Here is a 23,022-nt window from a genome sequence, read left to right on the forward strand (position 1 = left end):
GCACCCAGTATGCTTCGGTCCCCCTGCTATGCAGTCGTAACTTGCCTATCAATACTAGGAATCTTCCGGTTAGCTAAACCAACAAGCGTTTCCTTCAGCTCTTTATTGTTCATTTCAAGAAGTTTACTCAACACAAACTCCATCTCTAACTGGCTAACCGGCTCCGCCTTCCCAACAAAAATCTTAGGAAACACATACTCACTCTGCCGCTCATTCTCATTAAGAAGTTCTTCAAACAACTTCTCCCCAGGCCGTATCCCCGAGTATTCAATCCCAATCTCTTCCTCACTATACCCCGACAACTTAATCAGGTTCTTCGCCAGATCCACAATCTTCACCGGCTCACCCATATCAAGCACAAACACCTCACCACCGGCAGCCAACGTTCCTGCCTGAATCACTAACCGTGAAGCTTCTGGAATCGTCATAAAGTAGCGAGTCATCTCAGGATCCGTAATCGTAACCGGACCGCCTTTTGCGATCTGTTGCTTAAACAAAGGAACAACACTTCCCCTAGACCCAAGCACATTACCAAACCGCACAGCCGCAAATTTCGTCTCGCTATCTTTCGCAAGATTCTGGACAATCATCTCAGCAAAGCGTTTCGTCGCACCCATGATATTGGGTGGGTTGACAGCTTTGTCCGTTGACACCATTACGAAGTACGGAACACCGAATGTATCTGCCGCTTCCGCAACATTCTTCGTACCGAAGATATTATTCTTCACAGCTTCCATCGGATTAGCTTCCATTAAAGGTACATGCTTATGTGCAGCTGCATGATACATAACATCCGGTTTATAGTCACTAACGATATCAAAAATACGCATTCGATCTTGGACATCTGCGATAATCGGAATTATTTCTATATCTGTTGAAACCTTTTGGCGTAATTCCATGTCAATGTTATAGATAGAACTTTCACCATGACCTAACAGAATCAAACGGCTTGGCTTAAATGCACAAACTTGTCGACAAATTTCCGATCCGATGGAACCACCTGCTCCTGTAACAAGAATGGTTTTATCCGTTAGCTTGTCAGCAATCGCTTTTAAATCAAGCTGGACTTCGTCTCGGCCTAACAAATCCTCAATTTTCACGTCTTGCATATCATTGACGGATACTTTCCCCGTCATTAAATCTTCAATGCGTGGAATTGTTTGTGTTTGGACACCCGTTTCAACACATAATTTCATCAAGTCAGCCATTTGCTGTTTATCCATGGACGGGATAGCAATAACAATTTTTTCGATGTCATTGTCTTTCACGAAATTAGGAATTTGCTTCGTGCCGCCGACTACTTTCAAATCGAAAATTTCGAGGCCTTGTTTCGCACGGTCATCGTCTACAAAAAGAACCGGTTTCATGCCAGAATCAGCGTTTTGAAGGACTTGACGCACAATCATACTCCCAGCTTGTCCAGCCCCAACGATCATTGTCCGTTTCGCTTCTTTGTCCTCACGGTAATTGATCGTATCCCGGAATAGCCGCCATGACAATCTCGACCCACCAAGCATAAGAATATGTAACATCCATGTAAGGAAAAGTGCCCGTAAATAAATATCTTGTGTAATAGTGAATTGGACCGCCGCGACGATGACAATCGTTAATGTAACCGCTTGGAAAATCGATTTTAACTCACCGATAGACGCATAGGACCATGCCTTTCGATATAGGCCGAAGCGCCATGCGAAGAAGTGATGGGCGATTTGAATAGTAATCGCGCTGATGAGGAGCATTTTGTTGGTAAATACGTTGATATAAGGATGCAAGATGAAATAACCTATGTAGATGGAAAACAAAACTATGAAGGAGTCCGCAATCGCTAAGTATGTCATTCTCTTTTTAATCGACATTTTCCACTCTCCTTCCGCCGAATTATTTGAACATTCCTATTATAACAGGACTTTTTAACTAATGACACATAATTTATCATTATTTAAAGTTTATCCCAGTACAATAGTAGCACTTCATCCAATTAATTGCCACCACTTTTTGGAGTTGGGTATTTTGGGTTCTAATAGGAACAGAGATTCATCCTGTACAATACGGTCGTTGTTTTCTAGCAAGATATCCATGATATTATGCAGCTTCTTCTTCTCCAAATAATCGAGCCCTTTTTCGAACAGGGCGGGTCTCGTCGTCATGTTATGTACGTCTGACCCGTATGTATGAATCAAGTTCGCTTCAATCAGTTGGAGTGACAGCTTTTGAACGTTCTTCCCAAAGTGACCCGCTACACTGCCCGCAGTGATTTGTGCAAGTGCACCATGCCTGACGAGCCGCTCGAGCCGTTCGGGTTTTTCTGCGATGGCCCGGTTACGTTCGGGGTGAGCGATTATCGGGATGTAGCCTTCTCCCAGCAAGGACTGGATAATATTTACGGTATAGGCAGGCACCGATTGCGTTGGAAGTTCGAGTAGTAGATAGCGTGAGTTCGCGAGTGTCAACGCCTCTTTCATGAGCAACTTTTCGACAAGATTATCACACAGACGAACTTCTTGGCCAGCATGGAGCGTGACCGGAATTTCCGCTGCCGCTACAACATCTTTCAGTAATTCGATTTGACCTTCAATCTCAGTACGCGATACATGAAAGTGTGGGCTGAATGCATGCGGTGTTGCAATCATATCTGTAATGCCTTCTTGTGCCGCTTGTTCTAGTATTCGTAACGTGTCTTCAATCGTTTTCGGTCCGTCATCGACACCGAAAAGAATATGACTATGCATATCTATCATTTAGTTCTCCTCTTTCAGCAATAAAGAAAGAGAGTGAAAGGACAAATCTATCCCTTTACTCTCCTGTTCCATAATATTGGTAGTAGTATTGATCTTTTTCAAGTACAAAATTGTTCAGCATTGTTCCAAGGATATTGGCTTTAGCTGACACCAATGCCTCTTTCGCTTTGAGAACGCTAGCCTTCTCTGTTGAACCCGAATTCAGGACAAGGATTGTACCATCGCATTTATTCGACAAAATCTGCGCATCCGTGACAGATAAAATTGGTGGCGCGTCGAAGATAACGATGTCATAGCTTGCAATTAGTTCTTCGAGCAAGACATCCATCGTTTTCGAGCCAAGCAATTCTGCAGGATTCGGCGGAATCGGTCCGCATGTCACGAGGTGGAGGCCTTCAATTTCTGTTTCGATAACGACGTCCTGCAACCCCCACTTTCTAGTTAATAAGTTGGAGAGCCCTGTCGAATTTGTTGTGTGGAATGTGTAATGCATCGTTGGTTTTCGCATATCCGCATCAACGAGCAGTACTTTCTTCCCGTCCTGCGCAAAAACAATGGCGATGTTTGCAGCACTCGTCGATTTGCCCTCGCCCGGCGTCGATGAAGTAAACAGTAATGTTTTGAGATCCTTATCAGGCATTGAGAAGTTAATGTTCGTTCGGACCGTGCGGAATTGCTCCGAAACGACTGATTTCGGATTCACATTGGTCACAAGTTTTCGTGCAACCGCTTGAACGGGCTTCTTTTTCTTGTTGAACATGACGGTCACCTCTTCTTCCTTCTACTTTTTACGGGTCCTTTTGCATCCTGTATATCTTTTTCTGCAATCGTGCTGATTAGGCCGAGTATCGGTAAACCGAGCAATTCTTCCGCATCTTGCTCCGTCTTCACAGTCGTATCCAAGTATTCAAGTAAGAATGCAATCCCTACACCTAGCATCAAGCCAATTACTGCCGCGATTGCCATATTGAGCATCGGATCCGGTTTAATCGGTGATGGGTTTTCCGCAAGGACTGCCGGCGATAGGACGTTAACATTATCGACATTCATCAACTTCTTGATTTCTTCTTGGAACACTGCAGCTGTCGTATTGGCAATATCCACTGCTACATAAGGCTCGGTATCTTGGACGCTAATGTCTAAGACTTGTGAGTTTTGCGCACTATTCACAGTGATTTTGGTTTTTAGTCCAGCAGGCGTTGTATCCAAATCCAGATTTCCAATCACTTTTGAAAGGATTGCTGGGCTTGTGATGATAACGTTATATGTATTAATGAGTTGAAGATCGGTTTGAATGGCCTGTGCGTTAAATTGTTGTTGTTCACTTTTTTCTTGATTGACAAGAATTTGTGTCGACGCTTGGTATATCGGTGTCAAAAAGAGGTAGCTAACAACTCCGGCAATCGTTACAGCAAGAATGACCGCACTGATGATCAATACAAGCCGTTTCCTCAATGTCTTAGCTAAATCTTGTAAACTAATCGTTTCTTCCATAAATGACAGTTTCCCCTTTACAGTTGCATTGTCGAACTTTGCCTAAGTATATCATAATGGGTTTTCCTTTTGTAACAAATATCCCCAATCTATATGGTATATTAAAGCTATTCTAAAACGAAGTAGAAAGGTGCAGGTATGAAGACTCAACCCATTTTTATAGTTATTTTATCCGTTGTTTGTGTAAGTATCCTTTGGTTCAGTGCCTCGACTTGGCAAGAGAAAATTCGGAATGCAGGGGGAACTTCTACTCAGCAGGATGAAGTTATACAAAAAACCATTGTTGAAAATGAGACGCCTGTTAATGTTAAAAAGACGTCACCCGTTAAGAAGTTGAGCGTAGATGACCTACAGAAGATAGGCGCTTCATTAGACGACAAGACACTTGAGGTGATTAGTACCCGCGCGGAAGCCGGGGAGCATGTCCAGATGCTCATTGTCGGTTCCGAGGCACTTGCAGATGCAGCGGATCGCTTTGCAAGCGTGATTAGTGATGCGTATGGCGATTTGATTGGCGTAGATGTGGCCACATTCGATATGACATCCGCTCGTTTTGTCGAGGAGGAGTTGGAAAGCGGAGGAATTGACTGGCAAGCGGGCTATGACATCGTCCTGTACGAGCCATTCACGTTGCACAACAACGGTAAAGTCGTCATTGAAAACGAACACCGGCATTTGCTTGCTGTGAAGGCACTAGCGGAAAGTACTGTAGAGGATGTATCGTTCCTTGTCACTCCGCCGCAACCGATTTACCGAGCTGGTTATTATTTGACGCAGATCCGAGCGCTTGAAAAGTACACAACAACGCGCGGTATCCCCTACATCAATCATTGGTCTAATTGGCCCGACACGGGTTCAGAAGATTTACTGACGTATATGGATGAAGCGCGTACCCCTACTGAGAGTGGGATGCTCGCCTGGTCGGATGCACTTATTGCATATTTTGTGAGTGAATAAAATAATACACTGTGCCAGTTACTGACACCATTCGTTTACTTCGAATTGTGACTGCAGCTGGCACAACACTAAAGCAGTCACTATGAGCATGAAGCAATAAAAACCCCTTGTAAGGCGCCTACCTATGTAAAATGAGCGAAGGGCCCCCCCTAGCGCTGCAGCAAATTCTATTGGATTCTTTATGTCTACATAATATGGTACAATTCCAATCTGAGCAAAACGAATCGTTCTGTTCTTTTTTTTCGCATTCTATTCCTTTCATCCTCCCAACCCGATTTATGCAGCAACGTATTACTCAACTCAAGTGACTGCTCTTAAATCGGTTGCCGAAGTGGAAGGAATACCATATGTGAAGTATTGGATTAAATGGCCAACTCTTAGCCTTCCTAGATGACAAGAGCACGCCGAACAGTGATGGTGCAGAAGTTTGGGCACATTTTTTAATTATTTATTTTATAGCAACTAGACGGAGGAACAGAAGATGGATCGCATTGATAAAAAAAAGAAGAAAAAATGGCCTTGGATCGTTGGTATTATCGGGGTTTTAATTTTAGCAGTTGTTGTTTATGGTATTGTGGTTTTCAAAGGGTTGACCGATACAGTTAAAGAGATACACGAACCGATTGATCGTGAACTATCCGAAAAACGTGAAGAACCTGTTGCTTTTAAAAAGAAGGAACCGTTTTCCGTACTCGTGCTTGGCGTTGATGAGCGTGATGGCGATAAGGGACGTTCGGATACGATGATTGTTTTGACTGTGAATCCAGCATTAAAATCCACTAAGATGGTCAGTATTCCACGCGATACATATACAGAGATGGTTGGTAAAGGTGTCCAAGATAAAATTAACCACGCCTACGCATTCGGTGGCATCGAGATGTCGATGGATAGCGTTGAAGGTTTGCTCGACATTCCAATTGACTATGTGGTGCAAGTGAATATGGAGAGTTTTAAGGATATCGTTGACGCGGTTGGCGGTATTAAAGTTACTAATCCATTGGACTTTAAAGTAGGTACCTATACATTCCCTAAAGGTGAAATCACATTGGACGGCGAAAAAGCATTATCTTTCGTACGAATGCGTTATGAAGATCCACGTGGCGACTTTGGCCGACAGGATCGACAAAAACAAGTCATCCAAGCGGTTATGCGTGAAGCCGCTTCTCTTAATAGCTTAGTGAATTTCAAAAGTATCTTTGGCGCGATCGGTAAGAATGTCCGGACAAATATGACGTTCGACGAAATGACTGATGTTCAATCGAAGTATCGCGATGCGTTCGGAAAAGTTGACCAGCTTTATATTAAAGAAGGTCAGGGTAAAATGATGAATGGTGTATGGTATTACATGATGAACGATCAGGAATTAGAAAGTATCAAAGTTGAATTGAAAGAGCATTTGAAGTTGTGAAAGCAGTTGTTCATTGCGTTTGCTAGTAAGATAGTCCCCCAAAACTGGATTACTAAACGGTTGGGGGATTTTTTTGAAGTTGGGGGAGTTTTCATTCAAACTATGAATACTTTTGACTGTTCGTTCCTAAGCAATAATTGATTTGAACGTCCGAAGGCCCCCTTCTCTGACCTTTCCTTATGTATGTATTCTTGCATTCAGTATGGTACAATCCCCATATGAAAAAACTAATCGTTCTGATCATTGTACTTAGCATTCTATTCTTCTCATCCGGGCAAACCTATGAACAGCAGTCGCTCATCCCAACACTTGAGAAATGGCTGCCGAGTGAACCGTTCGAATCATCCCTTTCAAAGCTGCAAGTGCCCTATTGGGGTACAACGATTTCAGTGGAGGAACGGGGTTATTATCACTTCGTTGAATTTCTTCTTCGAAAAAGCGCTCACTTTGTCATTTTCGGTGTTCTTGCCGTCGCTATCTACTTGATACTACCCAAACATGTATTTCGAATGTTGACAGCGACTTGGATTACAGTTCTACTCGCTATAGCGGATGAGTATCACCAGTCATTGACGGGCGGACGAACGCCAGCGTTGCAAGATGTCATTCTCGATGCGGCTGGAGCGGTGACGTTTTTGCTTATTTTACGGTTGATTATGCTAGTGAAACCGAAGAAAAAGAAGAAAAGCGTCGCCTAAAAGGAACGCAGCTTAAGTGCACCAGTTCCTGTGAGCCTCCAAGCGGCTAGACATAAAAAAGCAAGAGTCCACCGAGAGGCGACTCTTGCTTTTTTGATTCTTTTTATAGACCCATTGCTTTGTTCAATAGACTGTCTTTACGTGCTTTTTTCTTCGCGTTATAATCATCGATTAAGTTTTGTGCATAGGATTTATCGTAGCCGTTTGCTACTAGATCTTTCTCTACCCCTTTGATGACACCTGCAAATACTGCATCGGTACGTGCTTCAAGCCCGTTTGCAGCACCTACGTATTTATTGTAAAAATAACCGTAGCTGATGCTTTCCCCACTCGCTTTTTTATCACTGTACTCTTTCTTCGCATGCCCCACCAATGTATTCAGCTTACTGTCAGCCTGTGATTGGAGATTTTCAAGCGTCGGGACATACTTCTGTTTAATCGTACTGACTGTCGGTTTTGGAGTTGTTTCCGTAGTGTTGCTCTCCCCCGTCGTCGAGCTAGGGGCTTTATCGCCAGAAGACGTTCCTTCCCCTTTACTGCCGTCTGTAGAAGTCCCTTTCACTTCGCTGCCATCTGTAGACGTTCCTTCAGACGAAGTTCCCTCGGTTACGGGAGGTATAGTCGGCTCGACAGATTCCACAACTTCACCATTGGCATCCACTGTAATCGTCGTTCCGTCAGGCATTTCAATGGTATACGGATCTTCAATGATTTTTGCCACTTCTTCATCCGCTACATCGTACTCTTTGAATTTAAAGAAATAAAGTAGAGTTCCCGCGGTGGCCAAAAGTACAATTAGTAGTATTAGTAAGAAAATCTTTAGTTTTTTCTTCAATTGACTACCCCTTTATTGGTGTGTTTTTACTAGTTTAACAGAAAGGCGGTGTCGGGTGTAGCTAAATAGGCAATCTTCGACATTTTGTGTCAATTTGTAGGTTTTGCTCGATAAGGGGTGGAACGGACTTCTCTTTATCGACTTTTTTCATCCCACTAAATCTTTTATGTAGAACTGTTCGCCTTATTCATTATGTATAAGTTGATAGCGCCAATTGCCTTGATGGCTTCTCTTTACAAGTCCTTTGAGCGATTGTTGTTTATGTGTTTTTTCTGGAATAACGATGTACTGGCCATTAATTGATTTGACGTAGCAAGCGTTTTTTCCAGTAAAGCCATTAATGTAACCGATGTTACCACAAGGTGTTCGTACTTCATCGTTCAAAAAGAATCCTTTGGACGCCTTGGTATTCTTCGCGTTACGTCTACTTGTAGTATTTGGCTGCTTCCGTCCTTTACGGGCGGTCGCTTCATGCAGGCTTCGCTTTTTCTTGCGGAACTGTTTTGCCATGAAGGTGGTGTCAGTTATCTTCATAATCGCTGGTATCCCGGTTATCGCGATGGCATCGTTGACAAGTGATTTTTCTAACCCAATCAATTTCCGATGAGGCGTCGTTTCGCTACCATATGAGAGTATTGCATCCGGGTATTGCTCGTAAACGCGGCTTCGCAAAGTGATGGTAAAAGGTGGTTCTTTGTAGGATCTCAGTTTTTTTCCGCTTTGCATCCACTGCCAAAAAATTTCGCCGGGACGATGATTGTCCGACGTATGGCAATCGGTGCAAATGGTGATCAAGTTATCTGCATGATCGCTTCCGCCTTGTGTCTTGTAGATAATATGATGCGCATTTACTATTTTGTTTTTCTTTTTACATACTTGGCAAATATAGTTGTCTCTCGCGAAGACATAATACCGCGTATTGTAATAGCCGTCACTATGCCCCTTTTGATGGGAAATGTTGCCTACGCTTGGATTGATTAGCTTATGTACTTCGAACTTGCCGATTTCGATATGCAGTGTCGGGTTGGGTAGCAAACTACTAAAACGATTAATCCAACGAAAAGTGTTCGCGTTTCGACTTTCCAAACTCGGTGGCAACCACCCTTTTGGCTTCTTCCGATTCAGGAAGCGGGCTTTTCGGTATCTTGTTTTTCGTTGTCTACGAATGCGTCTGTATATTTTACGTGTTTCGATTAGACTTTTTACATCAGTCCGTAATTCGACTTCACCTTTCATCAGTACACGGCCCTCGGATATAACCGCAATGCCGATCTGTTTCTCCCCGATTTTCGTGCCTATTGTAACCGACTGTTTGTAGCCGCTGGACCCATATACTAACTGGATACTAAACGGCTGGTAACCGATAATCTTCGCTTTTCCTTCTTTCAGCAATCGTCTTGCTTTTCGTGTTGGGCAAGGCATGAGCGCCTCACCATGTTGATTAATTACGAATACGAGCATAGCGTATTCCCTCCCTTTTTGGAGTTTGTCACCCTTCGCCAATGTTGGTAAGGCTTCCGACATTAAATGTCGCCAAATTCGGTTGACCGCTCCGACCCAACAGAGCTTTTACAGCGCCGACACAGTGCAAGGGACTAGAGTATTATCCCAGGGTGTGATCACCGAACCAACGTAGTCAAAAAAGACTATGGCTAGACAACTTAGGCTCTCTCAAGCCCCCACTTCAACAGCTAGAGATGTTGGAGTGGTGGGTAGTTGACTATGATTAATACGCTTTTTTTGGATTGCGGGGGTTGGGGGGGTTGATGTATACAGGTACTATTATACCATTGATTGAAAGGATTTCCCTTAAATGGGATTATTTTGTTTGGGTTGGGTTGGGGGGTTCGGGTTCGTTGGAGGCTTTGGGGGATTGGTTGGATGCTTCCGGGTTCGTTGGACGCTTTGCGGGGTTGGTTGGATGCTTTACTGGGTTTGTTGGACGCTTCGCGGGATTGGTCGGACACTTTCGGGTTCGTTGGACGCTTTGCGGAGTTGGTTGGATGCTTTACTGGGTTCGTTGGACGCTTTGCGGTTTTGGTTGGATACTTTCGGGTTCGTTGGACGCTTTGCGGAGTTGGTTGGACACTTTACTGGGTTCGTTGGACGCTATGGGGGTTTGGTTGGATACTTTCGGGTTCGTTGGACGCTTTGCGGAGTTGGTTGGACACTTTACTGGGTTCGTTGGATGCTTTGCGGTTTTGGTTGGATACTTGCGGGTTTGTTGAACGCTTTGAGGGATTGGTTGGACGCTTTGGGGATTTGGTTGGATACTTTCGAGTTCGTTGGACGCTTTTGGGTTTTGGTTGGATGCTTTGCGGAGTTGGTTGGACATGAAGACTTTTATCCAACTAGGAAGAAACCCACTTCAGTTTTTCGAAGTGGGTTTCTTTCTTTTCTGTATGGTAGATGGTGAAATTTTGTAATCCCAGATATAGATGGAAGCTCTTGATTTCCCTACACGCTTAAGTGGGAGTGATTTCAATACATAGTTTGCAGCGTATTTATCTTTTAATTGGAAGAAATCGCGACATTCTTCGTTTGAGATTGTGTTTTTCATAATCATGAACCAGTCTTTGAGACCTTCGGTAAATGGTTGGTTTGATTTGAGCTCGCAGGCTGGGCAGACCCAAACCATATGATTTATACGTTCAATTTTATTGTTGCAAAGACTGCAAATAATTCCTTTATAAATATGCGTCTTGTCAATTCTGTACCTTTCACATAATGGATAGGGATTGTACTGTTGTTGACTTCGGGCTAACTTTTCGGCGAGCGCACTGAATTGATTGTCGGTCAAAAGCACTTTTCCATTTTTCCGCGTTCTGAAGTACAGAGGTAGATGTTTCGCATACATGATTTGCATTTCGGTAGGTGCATTTTTGACAGATGTCTTGTTGTTCGCCATGACAATCTTACCGGTAGTCCGAATGGGAAAACCGTTTCTTTCAAGCCATGTGTCCAGGCCATTCCTATTATTATTTATTTGCATGATGGGACAATCGATAACGATGGATTTTTTATCTTCATAGGTACATTCGAAGTGGGGTGGGTTCGAAATGTAGTTCAGGGTACCCGCGATATTCTTAATTTCGAGAATCAATGCGTATGAGGGGGTCAGGATTAGCGTGTCGATTTGGATGTCGAATTTGGGGTTAATGGATAGTTGCAGATCCGTGAAAATGTGGACTCGTTCTGGGAAGTCAATCGATTCCAAATATCTATCGACTTTAGTTTCGCCAGCGTAGCCCGCTTCCGTGCGATAGAGCATGTCGGCCATTTCCTTGTAATTTTGACTTTGGGGGTGAAGTCTCGCAAGGAGCCGCGGGAGTGCTTTTGCTAGTTCTGTTTTTCTACGGTAAATGCGTATCGTTGAACACTCCTTCGTTAAGAATTTTCTGTGTATGGTGATAGAATAGCATAAGTTCAGGGGGAAACCAATGAGATGTTGAGATATGTTAGCGGTTGGTTATTGGGTTCGTTGGGGGGCGCCTTTTTGATTGGAGGCTTATGGTTGAAAAATAAAAAGAAAGGCAACCAATAATTGGCTGCCTTTCTTTTTCTAAATGACTGAAATATATCTGAACGGTGCTGTAGTACCAAAACTCTATTACGATTAAATAAATTTAACTGTATACGTTAAAACTTCCCCACCGCTTAGTTTAACCGTTACAACTAAATCATTCAGTTGAGAGTTAATAATTGCAGAAAGCGCATTACTTTTAATCTCCGAAGGGGGAGTAACATTTGTAAATTCATACCCGCCTGCTGTTACTTTATCTACTCCAGCAACTCCAGTAAATGCAGTTATTAATCCTGTTCCATTTATAGCTAGTAATTCCGAATCTGTCATTTTCACGTTCACAGTATTAGTATTCGGAAGAAATTGAACTATTTCACTAGAAATACCCGCTGCAGCCAATTTAGCTTGAACTGCTGATTCGAATACCGCTTCAGCTGATGGAGGTGTTACTGTTCCACCGCCACCGCCACCGTTTCCAGGACTTGGTGTTACTACTGGAGCGTCAGGGTTTGTTGTTCCACCGATTTGCTCGATGTTGCCTTTTACTTTATCGTAATCTTGGATTAGATCTTTTGCAGCTACTCCTTCAGGAAGGACTAGATTTGCAACTTTTGTTTTATCGCCTAGGGAGATTTTTGCGTCTTTTGACTTAATTTCAAGCTTGTCGACTTTCCCTGTTGTATCTAACTTCACTTCATTGGCAGATTCAATCGTTACTTCTGCAATGTTGCCAGTACCTGCGATTGTTAGTTTGTCAGTTGAATTGACTGTTAGGTTGCCTACATTTGCATCAATTGTTACTGCTGTAGCTCCTGCATTAATCGTTACTTTTGGAATCGTGATGCCCGCATCCGCTTTAATCGTAACGTTAGCAGAAATGATTAATTCTGAAACTTTTGTAGTACCTTTGTATTCGATTAGTACGCCGTCTTTCGTTACCACAACGCTAGCCATTGTAGAATCAATAAAGATGATGTCTGCTGCTGCTGTTTCTGCCGCTATCGAATAACTCGCTTTTGCTGTAGAAGCTGTTTTATCGGAAACGATTGTTTTTCCTTCTATTGTAACTTTTTCAACAGTGACGCTGCTTTTCACTTCTTTACCGATTTCTAGATCACCTTTGATTGTAAGGTTTTTCAGGTGAACATAGTCTCCGTTAATCGTTAGATTCCCCGGGAACGTCAAACCTTTGCCATCTAGTGTAAGATGTTTTTCAGCAGTACCGCTTGCTTTAATTTCAATTGAACTAATGCCAACGATCGTACCGTCTTTAACCGAGTACTTTACGACTGCTCCTTTAAGAGCTTCTAGATTAGAATCGCTGAATACGTCTTTCAAGATAGCTGGCAATGTATATGTTCCTTCTGCGAACTCTACTTTATCAGCCGTAATGTTTACGAGTGTCGATTCTTTCTGTTGAGCTTCTGGAACTTCCGGAACTTCAGGCGTTTCTACTTTAGTTGCTGCTTCACTTTTAAAGATGAAAGAAGCAACTTGTCCGCGTGTTACAAATGTGTTAGGTGAGAAAGTAGTTGCAGTTGTTCCAGACGTGATTTTATTGGAGAACAATGTTTGAATATAGTTCGCAAACCATTGTTTGTTGTTAACGTCTTTAAATGGTAGATTAGAAAGCTTGTTTTCTTCTAATTCATAGCCTAATACGAGCATTTGCGCGACATGAGCGCGTGTTAGGTTACCAGTTGGTTTAAATGTTTTGTCTTCATATCCTTTAATAATTCCTGCATTTACAAGTGCAGCGATATGTCCGTAGTAAGGATGATCCTTTTTAACATCTTTAAATCCTGGATCTACTACATTTTTCGTGTCTAGACCCAAAGCCAAAGCCATGATTTTTGCCGCATGAGCTCTGCTAATTTGTTGACCTGGCTTGTATGTACCGTCTTCATAGCCATTAATAACGCCTCTAGATGTTAAACTCTTGATAGCTTCATAGAACTGATGCGTATCTTTAACGTCCGAGAAAGAAGTGCCTTTCGTTACTTCTGCTTGTGTAAAGGTCGGTACAGCCGCAACAAATGCCCCCGTTGCAACCGTTGTCGCTAATGTTGCTCTGAATAGTTTTTGATAAGTGTTTTTCTTCATTCTCCAACCTCCTATGATATATATCCTTAAAAAACCATTTTAACATATTATTAGACATAATCCCCATAAATACATGGTAATCTGAATTTACTATTTTCATCGTATCATAGATTTAGTAGGTATTCTATAGTAGGTTGATAAAAATTGTTTGGTATTTCTGAAAACTTTTTCTACAATCAACTCTACTATTTCCCTTACTAGCTTCCCTTTTTAGCCGATATATAAACATATAACTACTATAATATAGGGGTGTTATTTTTGAAGAAAATTATTTCTATACTTGGATTCTTTTTTATTCTTGGACTTTTGTATGTTGTGCCTCCTGCAAATGAAGGCTTTGCTTCATCTAAAGAGAGTGATCGAGTGCTTGTTAAATTCGTTGGTAGTGAATTGATTGATAGTGTGGCAAAAGACGAGGTTGAACTTCTTAATGGTATCGAGGTCCTTCAGCCTGATTTCATTCGCTATGCAGCCATACAGACAACTACTGGCGTTGCGGATTCTTGGGGGAAAGAACGGATTGGTGTAAAAAAAATGGTTCCAGGTAAGGGTACGGTTGTTATCGCAGTCATCGATACGGGTGTCGATTACACGCATCCGCTGCTGAAGGATCGGATTGTAGCGGGATATGATGTACTCAAAAATACGTCTGACCCGATGGATGTGCATTTCCATGGTACGCATGTCGCGGGTATCATTGCTGATTCAACGCCGGCAAATGTGAAGATCATGCCCATTCGCGCAATGGATGAAAAAGGAAAAGGGTATGATTCCGATATTTCGACAGCGATTCGATTTGCGGTTGATAATGGAGCGGATATTATTAACCTGAGCTTTATTGGGGAAGGTTACTCGCAATACTTGACCGATGCACTCAATTACGCCCTTGCGAATAATGTCCTTGTGGTCGTCGTTGCTGGGAATAACGGGGCGGATACTGCAAATTATTTCCCTGCTTCCGAACAAAATGTAATCGTTGTTTCCGCTACCGATCAACATGATAATATCGCCAGTTTCAGTAATACGGGCGATGCAATAGATCTTTCTGCCCCGGGCGTCGGGATTGTTTCGAGTTTACCTGGTAATCGATACGGCAGTCTGACTGGCACTTCCATGGCTGTGCCGTTTGTTAGCAGTGTTGCAGCGATGATAAAACTGGATGATCCGAGTCGTTCGATTCAGGAGATTGAACGGCTGTTGAAGAAGTATGTGGATGATCAAGGTGCTGTTGGTTGGGATCCGATTTTCGGGGAGGGCATTGTCAATGTTGCGTCGTATGACGAACCTCGAAGTGAAAGTGCGGATGTGGCGGGGATGGATTTTTCAAACTTCATCTCGCTTCCCTCAGTGAGAAATGTTCCTTTGAATAAGGAGTGGCATATTGAGTTTACCCGGCAGCTTTCAGCTAAGGACATCATTGACGTTCACGTTTTTCGGGGCAGTGAACTAGTGCCGATTACGTTGCGTTCAAAAGTTGAAACTAAGGAGATTGTTGCTACGGCGGTTTCTTCTTATGCGCCATCTACTTCGTATAAGCTTGTGATTCGTGTTAAAAATGGTAAAGATTATTTGATGGATTTTTATACTGGATATTAGGTGAAACCCAGCCAAGGTGGGACTTTGGCTGGGTTTTTTTGTTGGGTTGGAGGTTCTGTTTTGTTGGAGACTCTCCGGTTTGTTGGACACTTCCCGGAGTTGGTTGGATACTCTTTCCGGTTGGTTGGACACCTCCTGGGATTAGTTGGACGCTTCGCCGATTTTGTTGGAGACTCCACCGCGTTCGTTGTACACTCCCAATAAAGTGCACAAAAAAAGAATTGCGGACCAATCGAGGCCTGCACTTCTTTTTTTGTATGACGACTACATAAAAACTCAACACAAAAGTAATTCTTAAGCAAATATTGTAGTGGTTTAATGAAGAATTATAGTACTCATTCCAAGCACCTTCTTCAATCACACTATCACTTTTTCTTTTTACGAAAAGTTTGATTTTGAATGTCTTCAATTGCTTCTCTGGTCGCATCTAAATACGTAATCGTAGTTTCAAATTGTCTGGATGCAACAGACATGAACAGAATATCCATTACATGCAGTTGGGCAAGTCTAGAGGATGTAGCTCCGCTTCGAAAGTTCGCTTCGCGCGTTGGAGATGTATACAACTGGATTTGTGATATTAGCGAAATAGGTGACTGTCCAAATTTCGTTAAACTAATTGTCGTGGCACCTTTTTCATTTGCCATTTCCAAGATTTTCTCAACCTCAAATGTGGCGCCTGAAAAGGAAATTCCAACGACGACATCGTTTTCTCCAACGTTGGCCACAATCGTTGCACCCATATGTAAATCAGTGCTTGCTGTTGAAGCTTTGTGAATACGTAAAAACTTTTGCTGCGCATCAATTGCGGGAATTCCGGAAGCACCTACGCCAAAAAAGTGTATATTTTCAGCGTTTACGATAGCTTCTACTGCTAATTCTAATTGTTCGCTTTCCAGTAACTCAGCTGTTTCCAGTAAGGTATGCACGGCGTGTTCCGTTACTTTTTGTATTGTCGTGGAAACGGGTTCATTTGGCTGGATGTCCCGGTTTGTAAGTTCAATTTTACGACCTATGTCTCCATTAATTCGAAGTTTCAAGTCTTGGAAGCCTTTAAGCTTTAAAGACTTGCATAGTCTGGTCACTGCCGCACCACTTGTTAGGCTAATTTCTCCAAGTTCTGATATCGTCATCGTAACAACCTTTTCGGGATTGGCTAAAATATAATCCGCAATCTTTTGTTCTGACGGTGGAAGAACTTGTCGCATTTCATTTAATAACACTAAACCGCCACTTGATATTGCCATTTCCATCAACCCTTCTTCACTTGCTAGTCTCTCCGAATCATCTAATGCGACTATTAGTTTGTCAACTCTTTCACCATGACGTGGAACGTTCGGTAAGTTTGAAACCCATTTTTTAAGTATAAATGACCAGCTGCACTCGTTTCACTTGTCCATAAGAACCAGGCACCCAGTATTGTTTGTTGTTTCATCATATGAAGCGTTTCGTGTAACAAGATTTTGCCTAGTCCTTTTCCTTGTTCATTTTCATCCACTCCGAAAGGACCAAAACGCTCACGAATCCCTTCATATCCTCCATACAATGCGAACCCAACAACCTGATTATGCTTTTTCGCTACCAACACTTGAGACGGATCTACTCCCTGCAATACACCTTCACGAATCGCCCGTCCCCAATCGGGATTGAACTGTTGATTGGCAAACTGGATTAATTCATAAAAGTCGCCGTCTTGCACATGACCAAATGAGTAGCCTTCTTGCTGGCGTACACGCTTTAACGCTTGCACGTTTTCGGGATACACATAATCGAGCAATGTACGGTGCATCGCTACGGGTGAATACACGCGACGGAATCCTTCTTTTTGTAAAAAGGCAAAACCAGATGAATAGGCTTCTTCATCAATGCCAGGTAAAAAGTAGTTTGGAGCATATGAAGAAAAAAATAGCTTTTCCGCTCCTTGCTCACGGATATAGGCTGATGCCCGTTCCATTAATTCGTGGCCAATACCTTCTCTCTCTACACTTGGTTGAACCATAAAGAACGTAATCCACCCCGTATCAGACTCCAAACTTCCGCATTGCATTGGAAGCTTTCGGGTAATGGCTAATATGGCACCGACAATTTTTTCTTCTCGGATAGCAACAAATAAACCTTGTGGATCAAAGTTCGCATCGAGTAATACTTGTTTACGGAACCGTATTTGATTAATGGGATCATGATACAATACGTCATTCCATAACTCGACAATCCCTATTTCATCTCCATTTTGAAATGTCCGGTACATTCTCTCCATCACCCTTCTTTAATTGAAGCGAGTTTCACCGCATCTAGCACAAATCCATCTGCATTTGTTATCAGTTTCCCTGCTTCTTCTTTAGTCACATTCGTAAGAATTATAACAATCGCTAGTTTTACATCATAAGCGGTTTCATCTAAAACAATTTCCGCTTGTTCATAGGACACATCTGTAATCGAGCACACCATCTTTTTTGCACGCTCACGCAATTTATAATTACTTGCATTCAAATCAACCATTAAGTTTTTATATACTTTTCCAGTTTTAATCATCGCTGTTGTTGAAATCATATTTAAAATCATTTTATGCGCAGTTGCTGCACGTAATCGAGTTGAACCGGTTAACACTTCGGGGCCTGTGATGACTTCAATATTGATATCCGCATAGTCACTTATTGCGGATTGTTCATTACTTGCAAGACTGACTGTCGTTGCTCCGCAAGTGTTTGCAAACGTAAGGGCACCTATCACATAGGGGGTTCGCCCACTTGCTGCAATGCCAATAATGACATCATTTTTGGTGATATCGAGTTTTTGCAAGTCAGAAGAACCAAGTAATTCATCATCTTCTGCACCCTCTACAGCGTTAAACATAGCACCTTCACCACCCGCTAAAACCGCTCGGACGAGTTCAGGAGATGTACTAAATGTAGGAGGACACTCTACAGCGTCCAAAACGCCAATTCGTCCACTCGTTCCAGCGCCAACATAAATAAGTCGTCCTCCATTTTTAAATGCCCTTACGACTTTTTCAACAACTTGACCGATATATGGGATCATTTGTTGAACAGCAAATGCAATGGTCTGATCCTCTTCGTTCATGGTATTTAAAACTTCATTTATCGACATTTCATCTAATCTTGTAGATTTCGGATTGGATTCTTCAGTTGTAAGAAGCGATAACTTTTTCATAGCTCCACCTTCCTATCTATATCGCAAGTATGCTTTTCTCTTTTTCATAAAATCGTTCGAGTCGAGTTGGCACTGTTGTAGATATTCTTCCACATCCCCATTGTTTAAAGCATTTCTTAGTTTTGCATTCCCAGCAAGCAGGTCAAACATGGGGTGCTTCAAACTACCGTATTCTAAAAACTTCAAGTCCTTCGGATACAACTTTGCAATGAGCGCCAAAATGCGTACAAATGTATGGAGCGGTTGAAATGTAAAGCTTTCCGTAATATGCAGTTGAATACCTTCGCAATGCTCACCTGAGTATTTTTGATACGTAGGTGTGAAGGAAACCGCACGTGCACGAACACCTTCAAGACTTAACGCATTGACTTCATCTTGCAATTGTTCACCATCTATAAACGGAGCACCTACAATTTCAAATGGCTGTGTTGTTCCTCGTCCTTCGGATAAATTCGTCCCTTCGATTAAACATGTACCTGGATAAAGCAACATCATATCAACACTCGTGGTATTGGGCGAAGGCGGAATCCAAGGTAATCCCGTCTCCGGAAAAAACGAATCTCGGGTCCACCCTTCCATATCCACCACTACTAAATCGCAATGAATTTCAAATACCTCATTAAAATACATCGCAAGTTCACCAACCGTCATTCCGTGGCGAGTTGGAATCGGATACAATCCCACAAACGAAGTGAAATCTGCATCGACGAAATTCCCCTCCACTACATGGCCACCGATTGGATTCGGACGGTCGAGTACGTACATTTTTTTACCTGTGCGCGCACAAGCTTCCATCATATAAGCCATCGTGTATATATAAGTGTAGTAACGCGTACCAATATCTTGCATATCAAAGACTACAACATCCAGATGCTCCATCATGGCATCCGTCGGTTTTTTTGACGCCCCATATAAACTGAAAACAGTGATGCCTGTCGCACTATGAATGGAATCTGAAAATTTCTCGCCTTCTTTTGCATTTGTTTTCAAGCCATGTTCTGGTGCGAACAGCGCCGTGAGTTGAATATTTGGATGTTCATGAAACAATCGAATTGTTGAGGTTAGCTCAGCATTTGCACCCGTTTGATTTGTTAACAGACCAATTTTCTTTCCTTGAATATCTGACACATAGTGTTCCAAAAAAACATCGAGGCCAAGCTTCACTTTTTCTGCCATTATTCCTTCACTCCGCCAAGTGTTAAGCCTTTCACGAAGTAACGCTGGAATAAAATAAATACCACAATCATTGGAATTGCAGCAACTGCAGCCCCACTCATTAATAACTTAAAGCTCGCCAAGTTAGCATCTTGTAACGTTTTCAATCCAACTGGTAACGTATATAATTCCGCACTGTTTAGTACAATAATCGGCCAAAGGAATGAGTTCCACACATTCATGAATGTGAAAATCCCTAGTGCGGCAAGTCCCGGTTTCGCAAGCGGCAAGACGATCGTCCAAAACGTTCGCCATTCACTGGCACCATCCATTTTTGCTGCTTCTAGCAACTCGTCAGGAATGGAATACATAAACTGCCTCATCAGGAATACCCCAAATACCATTGATAAATCTGGTAAAATCAACGCCCAGTGCGTATCCATCAAGTTCAAATTCCCAACCATGATAAACAAAGGGACGAGCGTGACCTGCCCTGGAATCATCATTGTTGAAATAATAATCCAGAAAATTAAATTTCGACCTGGAAATTTCTTTTTTGCTAACACATAGCCAGCCATCGAATCGATTAGTAAAATACCAACCGTCACAATTACTGAAATGTATACACTATTAAAAAACCATTTTCCAATATCGTGTTTTTTGAATAGACTCTTATAGCTTGAAAATGTATTTTCAACAATGTTATCCATCATTCCACGATGGTAAGTTTCTTCTTTTAAATCCCCTACTTTTTCCGCTTTTCTAGCCTCTCCCCAATGCTCGAAATAGAGCGGGATTCCCATCGGATACATTTTTGGCGGATTGGAATCCACATAAGACACTGGGCGTTCCATATCTTGCGATTGGTAGCTACTTAATTGCAGCGATGTAGAAAATACCCAGTAAAGTGGTAGTAACGAAACCACAGCAAATACCACAAGGAGAGTATAAATAATTAACTTATTAAACTTATCTAATGGTTTTTTCTTCATGGTCTATCCCCCAATCACTCATCATGGCGCAACACCCTGAATTGGATGATGGAAAAGATGAGGATGATAACAAATAATACAACAGATTGAGCCGCTGCCAATCCAAATTCAAAGTCACGGAAACCTGTTTTATAAATCAAATGAACTAATGTTTCTGTAGCACTGCCTGGTCCTCCACCTGTCATCATAATGATTTGAGTGAACACTTGGAAGGAACCAATTGTACTTAGTAAAGTGAGATATAACGTTGTAGGCTTTAACAATGGAACTGTTATATGAAACCATTGTTTAACACTACTTGCTCCATCCATTCGTGCCGCTTCGTAAAGTGATTGTGAAATCGACCCCATTGAAGCTAAGTACATAATAATTCCTATACCGAATGGAATTAAACATTGCATGATGATTAAAGCCCAGAGCGCACTATTGGATTGACCCAACCAGTTAATTTGTTCAACTCCAAACCAGCCAAGAATATAATTAAATAAACCAAAGTCATAGTTGTACATCCAGCGCCAAACCATCGCGATAATTACCATCGATGTCACTGTGGGTAAATAAAACGCAGATCTGAACACACTTTGAGAAAATCTTCCCAGTGCAAAAATAAGTGTGGATATTACAAGTGCACTAATGACCCCAAACGGTACTGTTACTACCGTGAACAATAAGGTGTTTTTTAGTGCAATACGAAACGCTTCACTGCTAAAAACTTGTATGTAATTATCGAGACCAACAAATTCACTGCCGAACACTTTGTACGATTGAAACGATAGAATGAATGCCCAAATCACGGGTATCGCCACAAATAACGTAAATAAAATTAATTTAGGTAAAAGAAAAAGGTATGCACTATAGTTTTTCTTCATTTGAAGAAGCACGCCTTTATTCGGTTTCTTTAACACTTTTAACTTTTCATTTTCTTTTTTCGGTACTGCACCCATTGGTAGTTGAGTCAATTTGGGACACCTCCTAAAAATGAAGCAGGTTGTCGCGATGCGGAACCTGCTCAAACATTGTTATTTCAATAACTCGTCAACCGTTTTCTTTGCATCTTTCATTGCTTCTTCAGCTGTTTTTTCACCGTTAAAGACTAGTTGAAGCTGTGCTTGAATCGCCTCATCAATTTTCTTCCACTCTGGGTGACGAGGAAGCATAATAACCTGTTCTGACATTTCCATAGCACGTGTCATTTCTGGATTGTCTTTAAATGGATCCATTTCAGCTGCACTGATGCGGGCTGGGAAAATACCGTAATTTTGAGCCATAAGGAATTGCTCTTCATCTGTTGATATAAATTTCATGAAGTCAGCTATAGCAGCTTTTTTATTAGCATCTTTTTGGTGGAACATTACCCATCCACCTACACCACCGATTGTTGTTGGGGTTTCAGAATCACCTGTTGGATAATCAGCTACCATAAAGTTAGTTGGGTATTGCCCTTGTGCAGCACCAATTGCCCATGTTGCCCATGGTTGCATAGCAACTGTGCGTTGCTCTTCATTCGCCCATGCCTGGAATGTTCCCCCAACATCAATACCACCCAATGTTTCAGGTGCAACCTCATACTTTAATTTCAAATCGGCTAAATCTTGTATTGCTTGAACTGTTTCAGGCGTATCAAATGTAAATTCTGTCATGTCTTCATTAAGTGGAGATCCACCATTCTTGTAGAAGAACGGCCACGACTCATAGTATCCTGGCATTACATACGTTGAAAATCCGTATACATCCATTTTGCCGTCACCATCGCGATCAAACGTTAATTTTTTCGCTGTATCTAAAAAATCATCATATGTCCACTTTCCATTTTCAGGAGGCGTCACACCTGCTTCTTCAAATAAATCTAAGTTCAGCAGCATTGAGTGCAACGTGATACTATTTGGAATTCCATATAACTTATCATTGTACGTGTAAGCATCTAATGCGTTTTCATAGAAGTCTGCTTTCTCAGCTTTGTCAAAAAACTCATCAAGTGGCTCAATTACGCCTTGATCGATATGATTGATGTTGACTGAACTTCCACTAATATCAACAGGTGCTATATCTGGCCATGATTTACCAGCAATTGTTACGCCAAGTTTGTCGCCCATTTCTGCCCAGGGTACTTGAACTAATTTAATCTTCACACCCTCATTTGCCGCTTCATACTCTTTAATTTTCGCATCTAACCAGTGGAACTTATTATCATCTTTATCCGGCCATCTTGGACCATCCCAAATCGTAATTTCTCCTTTAAATTCTTCTGTGTTTCCTGCTTCTTTTTTATCTCCATTACAACCTGCTAAAACAGCTGCTGCTAAGCCTAAAGATGCAATTGCTAGTGCGGATTTTTTAAACACATTCTTCATTCGT

The 23,022-nt window shown here is 42.0% G+C and carries 20 protein-coding genes; 5 read left to right on the plus strand and 15 right to left on the minus strand.

Annotated elements, in window-relative coordinates:
- Positions 1 to 26: 26 nt before the first annotated feature.
- From MKY15_RS04085 to MKY15_RS04100, 4 genes are all read right to left on the minus strand, one after another.
- Positions 27 to 1,856 (minus strand): nucleoside-diphosphate sugar epimerase/dehydratase, encoded by a 1,830-nt coding sequence (locus MKY15_RS04085; protein ID WP_342539074.1) that lies wholly within the window; start codon positions 1,854 to 1,856, stop codon positions 27 to 29.
- 114 nt (positions 1,857 to 1,970) lie between these two features.
- A complete protein-coding gene (locus MKY15_RS04090) occupies positions 1,971 to 2,738 on the minus strand; it encodes a CpsB/CapC family capsule biosynthesis tyrosine phosphatase (RefSeq protein ID WP_342539075.1) in 768 nt (255 codons plus the stop codon).
- Between the two features lie 55 nt (positions 2,739 to 2,793).
- A complete protein-coding gene (locus tag MKY15_RS04095; protein ID WP_342539076.1) occupies positions 2,794 to 3,498 on the minus strand; it encodes a CpsD/CapB family tyrosine-protein kinase in 705 nt (234 codons plus the stop codon).
- Between the two features lie 5 nt (positions 3,499 to 3,503).
- Entirely contained in the window at positions 3,504 to 4,232 is a 729-nt protein-coding gene (locus tag MKY15_RS04100; protein ID WP_342539077.1) for a Wzz/FepE/Etk N-terminal domain-containing protein, read from the minus strand.
- A gap of 138 nt (positions 4,233 to 4,370) precedes the next feature.
- Between MKY15_RS04100 and MKY15_RS04105 the strand changes: the two genes are divergently transcribed.
- The 3 genes from MKY15_RS04105 (at position 4,371) to MKY15_RS04115 (ending at position 7,295) form a co-directional block, all read left to right on the plus strand.
- Positions 4,371 to 5,189, plus strand: a complete 819-nt coding sequence (locus tag MKY15_RS04105) for a hypothetical protein (protein WP_342539078.1) — start codon at positions 4,371 to 4,373, stop codon at positions 5,187 to 5,189.
- 481 nt (positions 5,190 to 5,670) lie between these two features.
- Positions 5,671 to 6,597: a LytR family transcriptional regulator gene (locus MKY15_RS04110; RefSeq protein ID WP_342539079.1), complete on the plus strand. Its 927-nt coding sequence runs from the start codon at positions 5,671 to 5,673 to the stop codon at positions 6,595 to 6,597.
- 218 nt (positions 6,598 to 6,815) lie between these two features.
- Positions 6,816 to 7,295 (plus strand): VanZ family protein, encoded by a 480-nt coding sequence (locus tag MKY15_RS04115; protein WP_342539080.1) that lies wholly within the window; start codon positions 6,816 to 6,818, stop codon positions 7,293 to 7,295.
- A 103-nt stretch (positions 7,296 to 7,398) separates the two neighbouring features.
- On the opposite strand, the gene MKY15_RS04120 is transcribed toward MKY15_RS04115, so the two are convergent.
- Positions 7,399 to 8,130 (minus strand): hypothetical protein, encoded by a 732-nt coding sequence (locus MKY15_RS04120; protein WP_342539081.1) that lies wholly within the window; start codon positions 8,128 to 8,130, stop codon positions 7,399 to 7,401.
- 183 nt (positions 8,131 to 8,313) lie between these two features.
- Positions 8,314 to 9,591, minus strand: coding sequence for an RNA-guided endonuclease IscB (gene iscB, locus MKY15_RS04125; RefSeq protein ID WP_342539082.1), 1,278 nt, complete (start codon positions 9,589 to 9,591; stop codon positions 8,314 to 8,316).
- Between the two features lie 395 nt (positions 9,592 to 9,986).
- On the opposite strand from iscB, the gene MKY15_RS04130 reads away from it, so the two are divergent.
- Positions 9,987 to 10,358 (plus strand): hypothetical protein, encoded by a 372-nt coding sequence (locus MKY15_RS04130; protein WP_342539083.1) that lies wholly within the window; start codon positions 9,987 to 9,989, stop codon positions 10,356 to 10,358.
- A gap of 140 nt (positions 10,359 to 10,498) precedes the next feature.
- On the opposite strand, the gene MKY15_RS04135 is transcribed toward MKY15_RS04130, so the two are convergent.
- Positions 10,499 to 11,401 (minus strand): nuclease-related domain-containing protein, encoded by a 903-nt coding sequence (locus MKY15_RS04135; protein WP_342539084.1) that lies wholly within the window; start codon positions 11,399 to 11,401, stop codon positions 10,499 to 10,501.
- 345 nt (positions 11,402 to 11,746) lie between these two features.
- On the minus strand, positions 11,747 to 13,756 hold the full coding sequence (locus MKY15_RS04140) for an S-layer homology domain-containing protein (RefSeq protein WP_342539085.1): 2,010 nt from the start codon (positions 13,754 to 13,756) through the stop codon (positions 11,747 to 11,749).
- A 258-nt stretch (positions 13,757 to 14,014) separates the two neighbouring features.
- Between MKY15_RS04140 and MKY15_RS04145 the strand changes: the two genes are divergently transcribed.
- Positions 14,015 to 15,352: a S8 family serine peptidase gene (locus tag MKY15_RS04145; RefSeq protein WP_342539086.1), complete on the plus strand. Its 1,338-nt coding sequence runs from the start codon at positions 14,015 to 14,017 to the stop codon at positions 15,350 to 15,352.
- Between the two features lie 365 nt (positions 15,353 to 15,717).
- Here the strand turns inward: MKY15_RS04145 and MKY15_RS04150 are convergent, their stop codons facing one another.
- From MKY15_RS04150 to MKY15_RS04180, 7 genes are read right to left on the minus strand one after another with little or no spacing between them, the layout of a single operon-like run.
- Positions 15,718 to 16,596, minus strand: a complete 879-nt coding sequence (locus MKY15_RS04150) for a MurR/RpiR family transcriptional regulator (protein ID WP_338655149.1) — start codon at positions 16,594 to 16,596, stop codon at positions 15,718 to 15,720.
- Between the two features lie 53 nt (positions 16,597 to 16,649).
- On the minus strand, positions 16,650 to 17,597 hold the full coding sequence (locus MKY15_RS04155; RefSeq protein WP_342539087.1) for a GNAT family N-acetyltransferase: 948 nt from the start codon (positions 17,595 to 17,597) through the stop codon (positions 16,650 to 16,652).
- A gap of 8 nt (positions 17,598 to 17,605) precedes the next feature.
- On the minus strand, positions 17,606 to 18,520 hold the full coding sequence (gene murQ, locus MKY15_RS04160) for an N-acetylmuramic acid 6-phosphate etherase (RefSeq protein ID WP_338655146.1): 915 nt from the start codon (positions 18,518 to 18,520) through the stop codon (positions 17,606 to 17,608).
- 12 nt (positions 18,521 to 18,532) lie between these two features.
- Complete coding sequence (locus MKY15_RS04165) at positions 18,533 to 19,696, minus strand: DUF1343 domain-containing protein (RefSeq protein ID WP_342539088.1); 1,164 nt, start codon at positions 19,694 to 19,696, stop codon at positions 18,533 to 18,535.
- Positions 19,696 to 20,667, minus strand: a complete 972-nt coding sequence (locus MKY15_RS04170) for a carbohydrate ABC transporter permease (protein ID WP_342539089.1) — start codon at positions 20,665 to 20,667, stop codon at positions 19,696 to 19,698. Before MKY15_RS04170 ends, MKY15_RS04165 begins: the two co-directional genes overlap by 1 nt.
- A 14-nt stretch (positions 20,668 to 20,681) precedes the next feature.
- Positions 20,682 to 21,626 carry a sugar ABC transporter permease gene (locus MKY15_RS04175; RefSeq protein WP_338655143.1) on the minus strand — a complete coding sequence of 315 codons (945 nt, stop codon included), beginning with the start codon at positions 21,624 to 21,626 and terminating at the stop codon, positions 20,682 to 20,684.
- Positions 21,627 to 21,686: 60 nt separating this feature from the next.
- The gene (locus MKY15_RS04180) at positions 21,687 to 23,018 is read right to left on the minus strand and encodes an extracellular solute-binding protein (protein ID WP_342539090.1); all 1,332 of its coding nucleotides are present in this window, start codon (positions 23,016 to 23,018) and stop codon (positions 21,687 to 21,689) included.
- Between the last annotated feature and the right edge of the window lie 4 nt (positions 23,019 to 23,022).

The organism is Sporosarcina sp. FSL K6-1540 (assembly GCF_038620285.1).
In the GTDB taxonomy this organism is placed as follows: Bacteria; Bacillota; Bacilli; order Bacillales_A; family Planococcaceae; genus Sporosarcina; species Sporosarcina psychrophila.

Coding starts and splice junctions, on each gene's coding strand:
- MKY15_RS04085 (WP_342539074.1), bottom strand. CDS start 1,856: ATGTCGATTAAAAAGAGAATGACATACTTAGCGATTGCGGACTCCTTC.
- MKY15_RS04090 (WP_342539075.1), bottom strand. CDS start 2,738: ATGATAGATATGCATAGTCATATTCTTTTCGGTGTCGATGACGGACCG.
- MKY15_RS04095 (WP_342539076.1), bottom strand. CDS start 3,498: ATGTTCAACAAGAAAAAGAAGCCCGTTCAAGCGGTTGCACGAAAACTT.
- MKY15_RS04100 (WP_342539077.1), bottom strand. CDS start 4,232: ATGGAAGAAACGATTAGTTTACAAGATTTAGCTAAGACATTGAGGAAA.
- MKY15_RS04105 (WP_342539078.1), top strand. CDS start 4,371: ATGAAGACTCAACCCATTTTTATAGTTATTTTATCCGTTGTTTGTGTA.
- MKY15_RS04110 (WP_342539079.1), top strand. CDS start 5,671: ATGGATCGCATTGATAAAAAAAAGAAGAAAAAATGGCCTTGGATCGTT.
- MKY15_RS04115 (WP_342539080.1), top strand. CDS start 6,816: ATGAAAAAACTAATCGTTCTGATCATTGTACTTAGCATTCTATTCTTC.
- iscB (WP_342539082.1), bottom strand. CDS start 9,591: ATGCTCGTATTCGTAATTAATCAACATGGTGAGGCGCTCATGCCTTGC.
- MKY15_RS04135 (WP_342539084.1), bottom strand. CDS start 11,401: ATGCTCTATCGCACGGAAGCGGGCTACGCTGGCGAAACTAAAGTCGAT.
- MKY15_RS04140 (WP_342539085.1), bottom strand. CDS start 13,756: ATGAAGAAAAACACTTATCAAAAACTATTCAGAGCAACATTAGCGACA.
- MKY15_RS04150 (WP_338655149.1), bottom strand. CDS start 16,596: ATGGCAATATCAAGTGGCGGTTTAGTGTTATTAAATGAAATGCGACAA.
- MKY15_RS04155 (WP_342539087.1), bottom strand. CDS start 17,597: ATGTACCGGACATTTCAAAATGGAGATGAAATAGGGATTGTCGAGTTA.
- murQ (WP_338655146.1), bottom strand. CDS start 18,520: ATGAAAAAGTTATCGCTTCTTACAACTGAAGAATCCAATCCGAAATCT.
- MKY15_RS04165 (WP_342539088.1), bottom strand. CDS start 19,696: ATGGCAGAAAAAGTGAAGCTTGGCCTCGATGTTTTTTTGGAACACTAT.
- MKY15_RS04170 (WP_342539089.1), bottom strand. CDS start 20,667: ATGAAGAAAAAACCATTAGATAAGTTTAATAAGTTAATTATTTATACT.
- MKY15_RS04180 (WP_342539090.1), bottom strand. CDS start 23,018: ATGAAGAATGTGTTTAAAAAATCCGCACTAGCAATTGCATCTTTAGGC.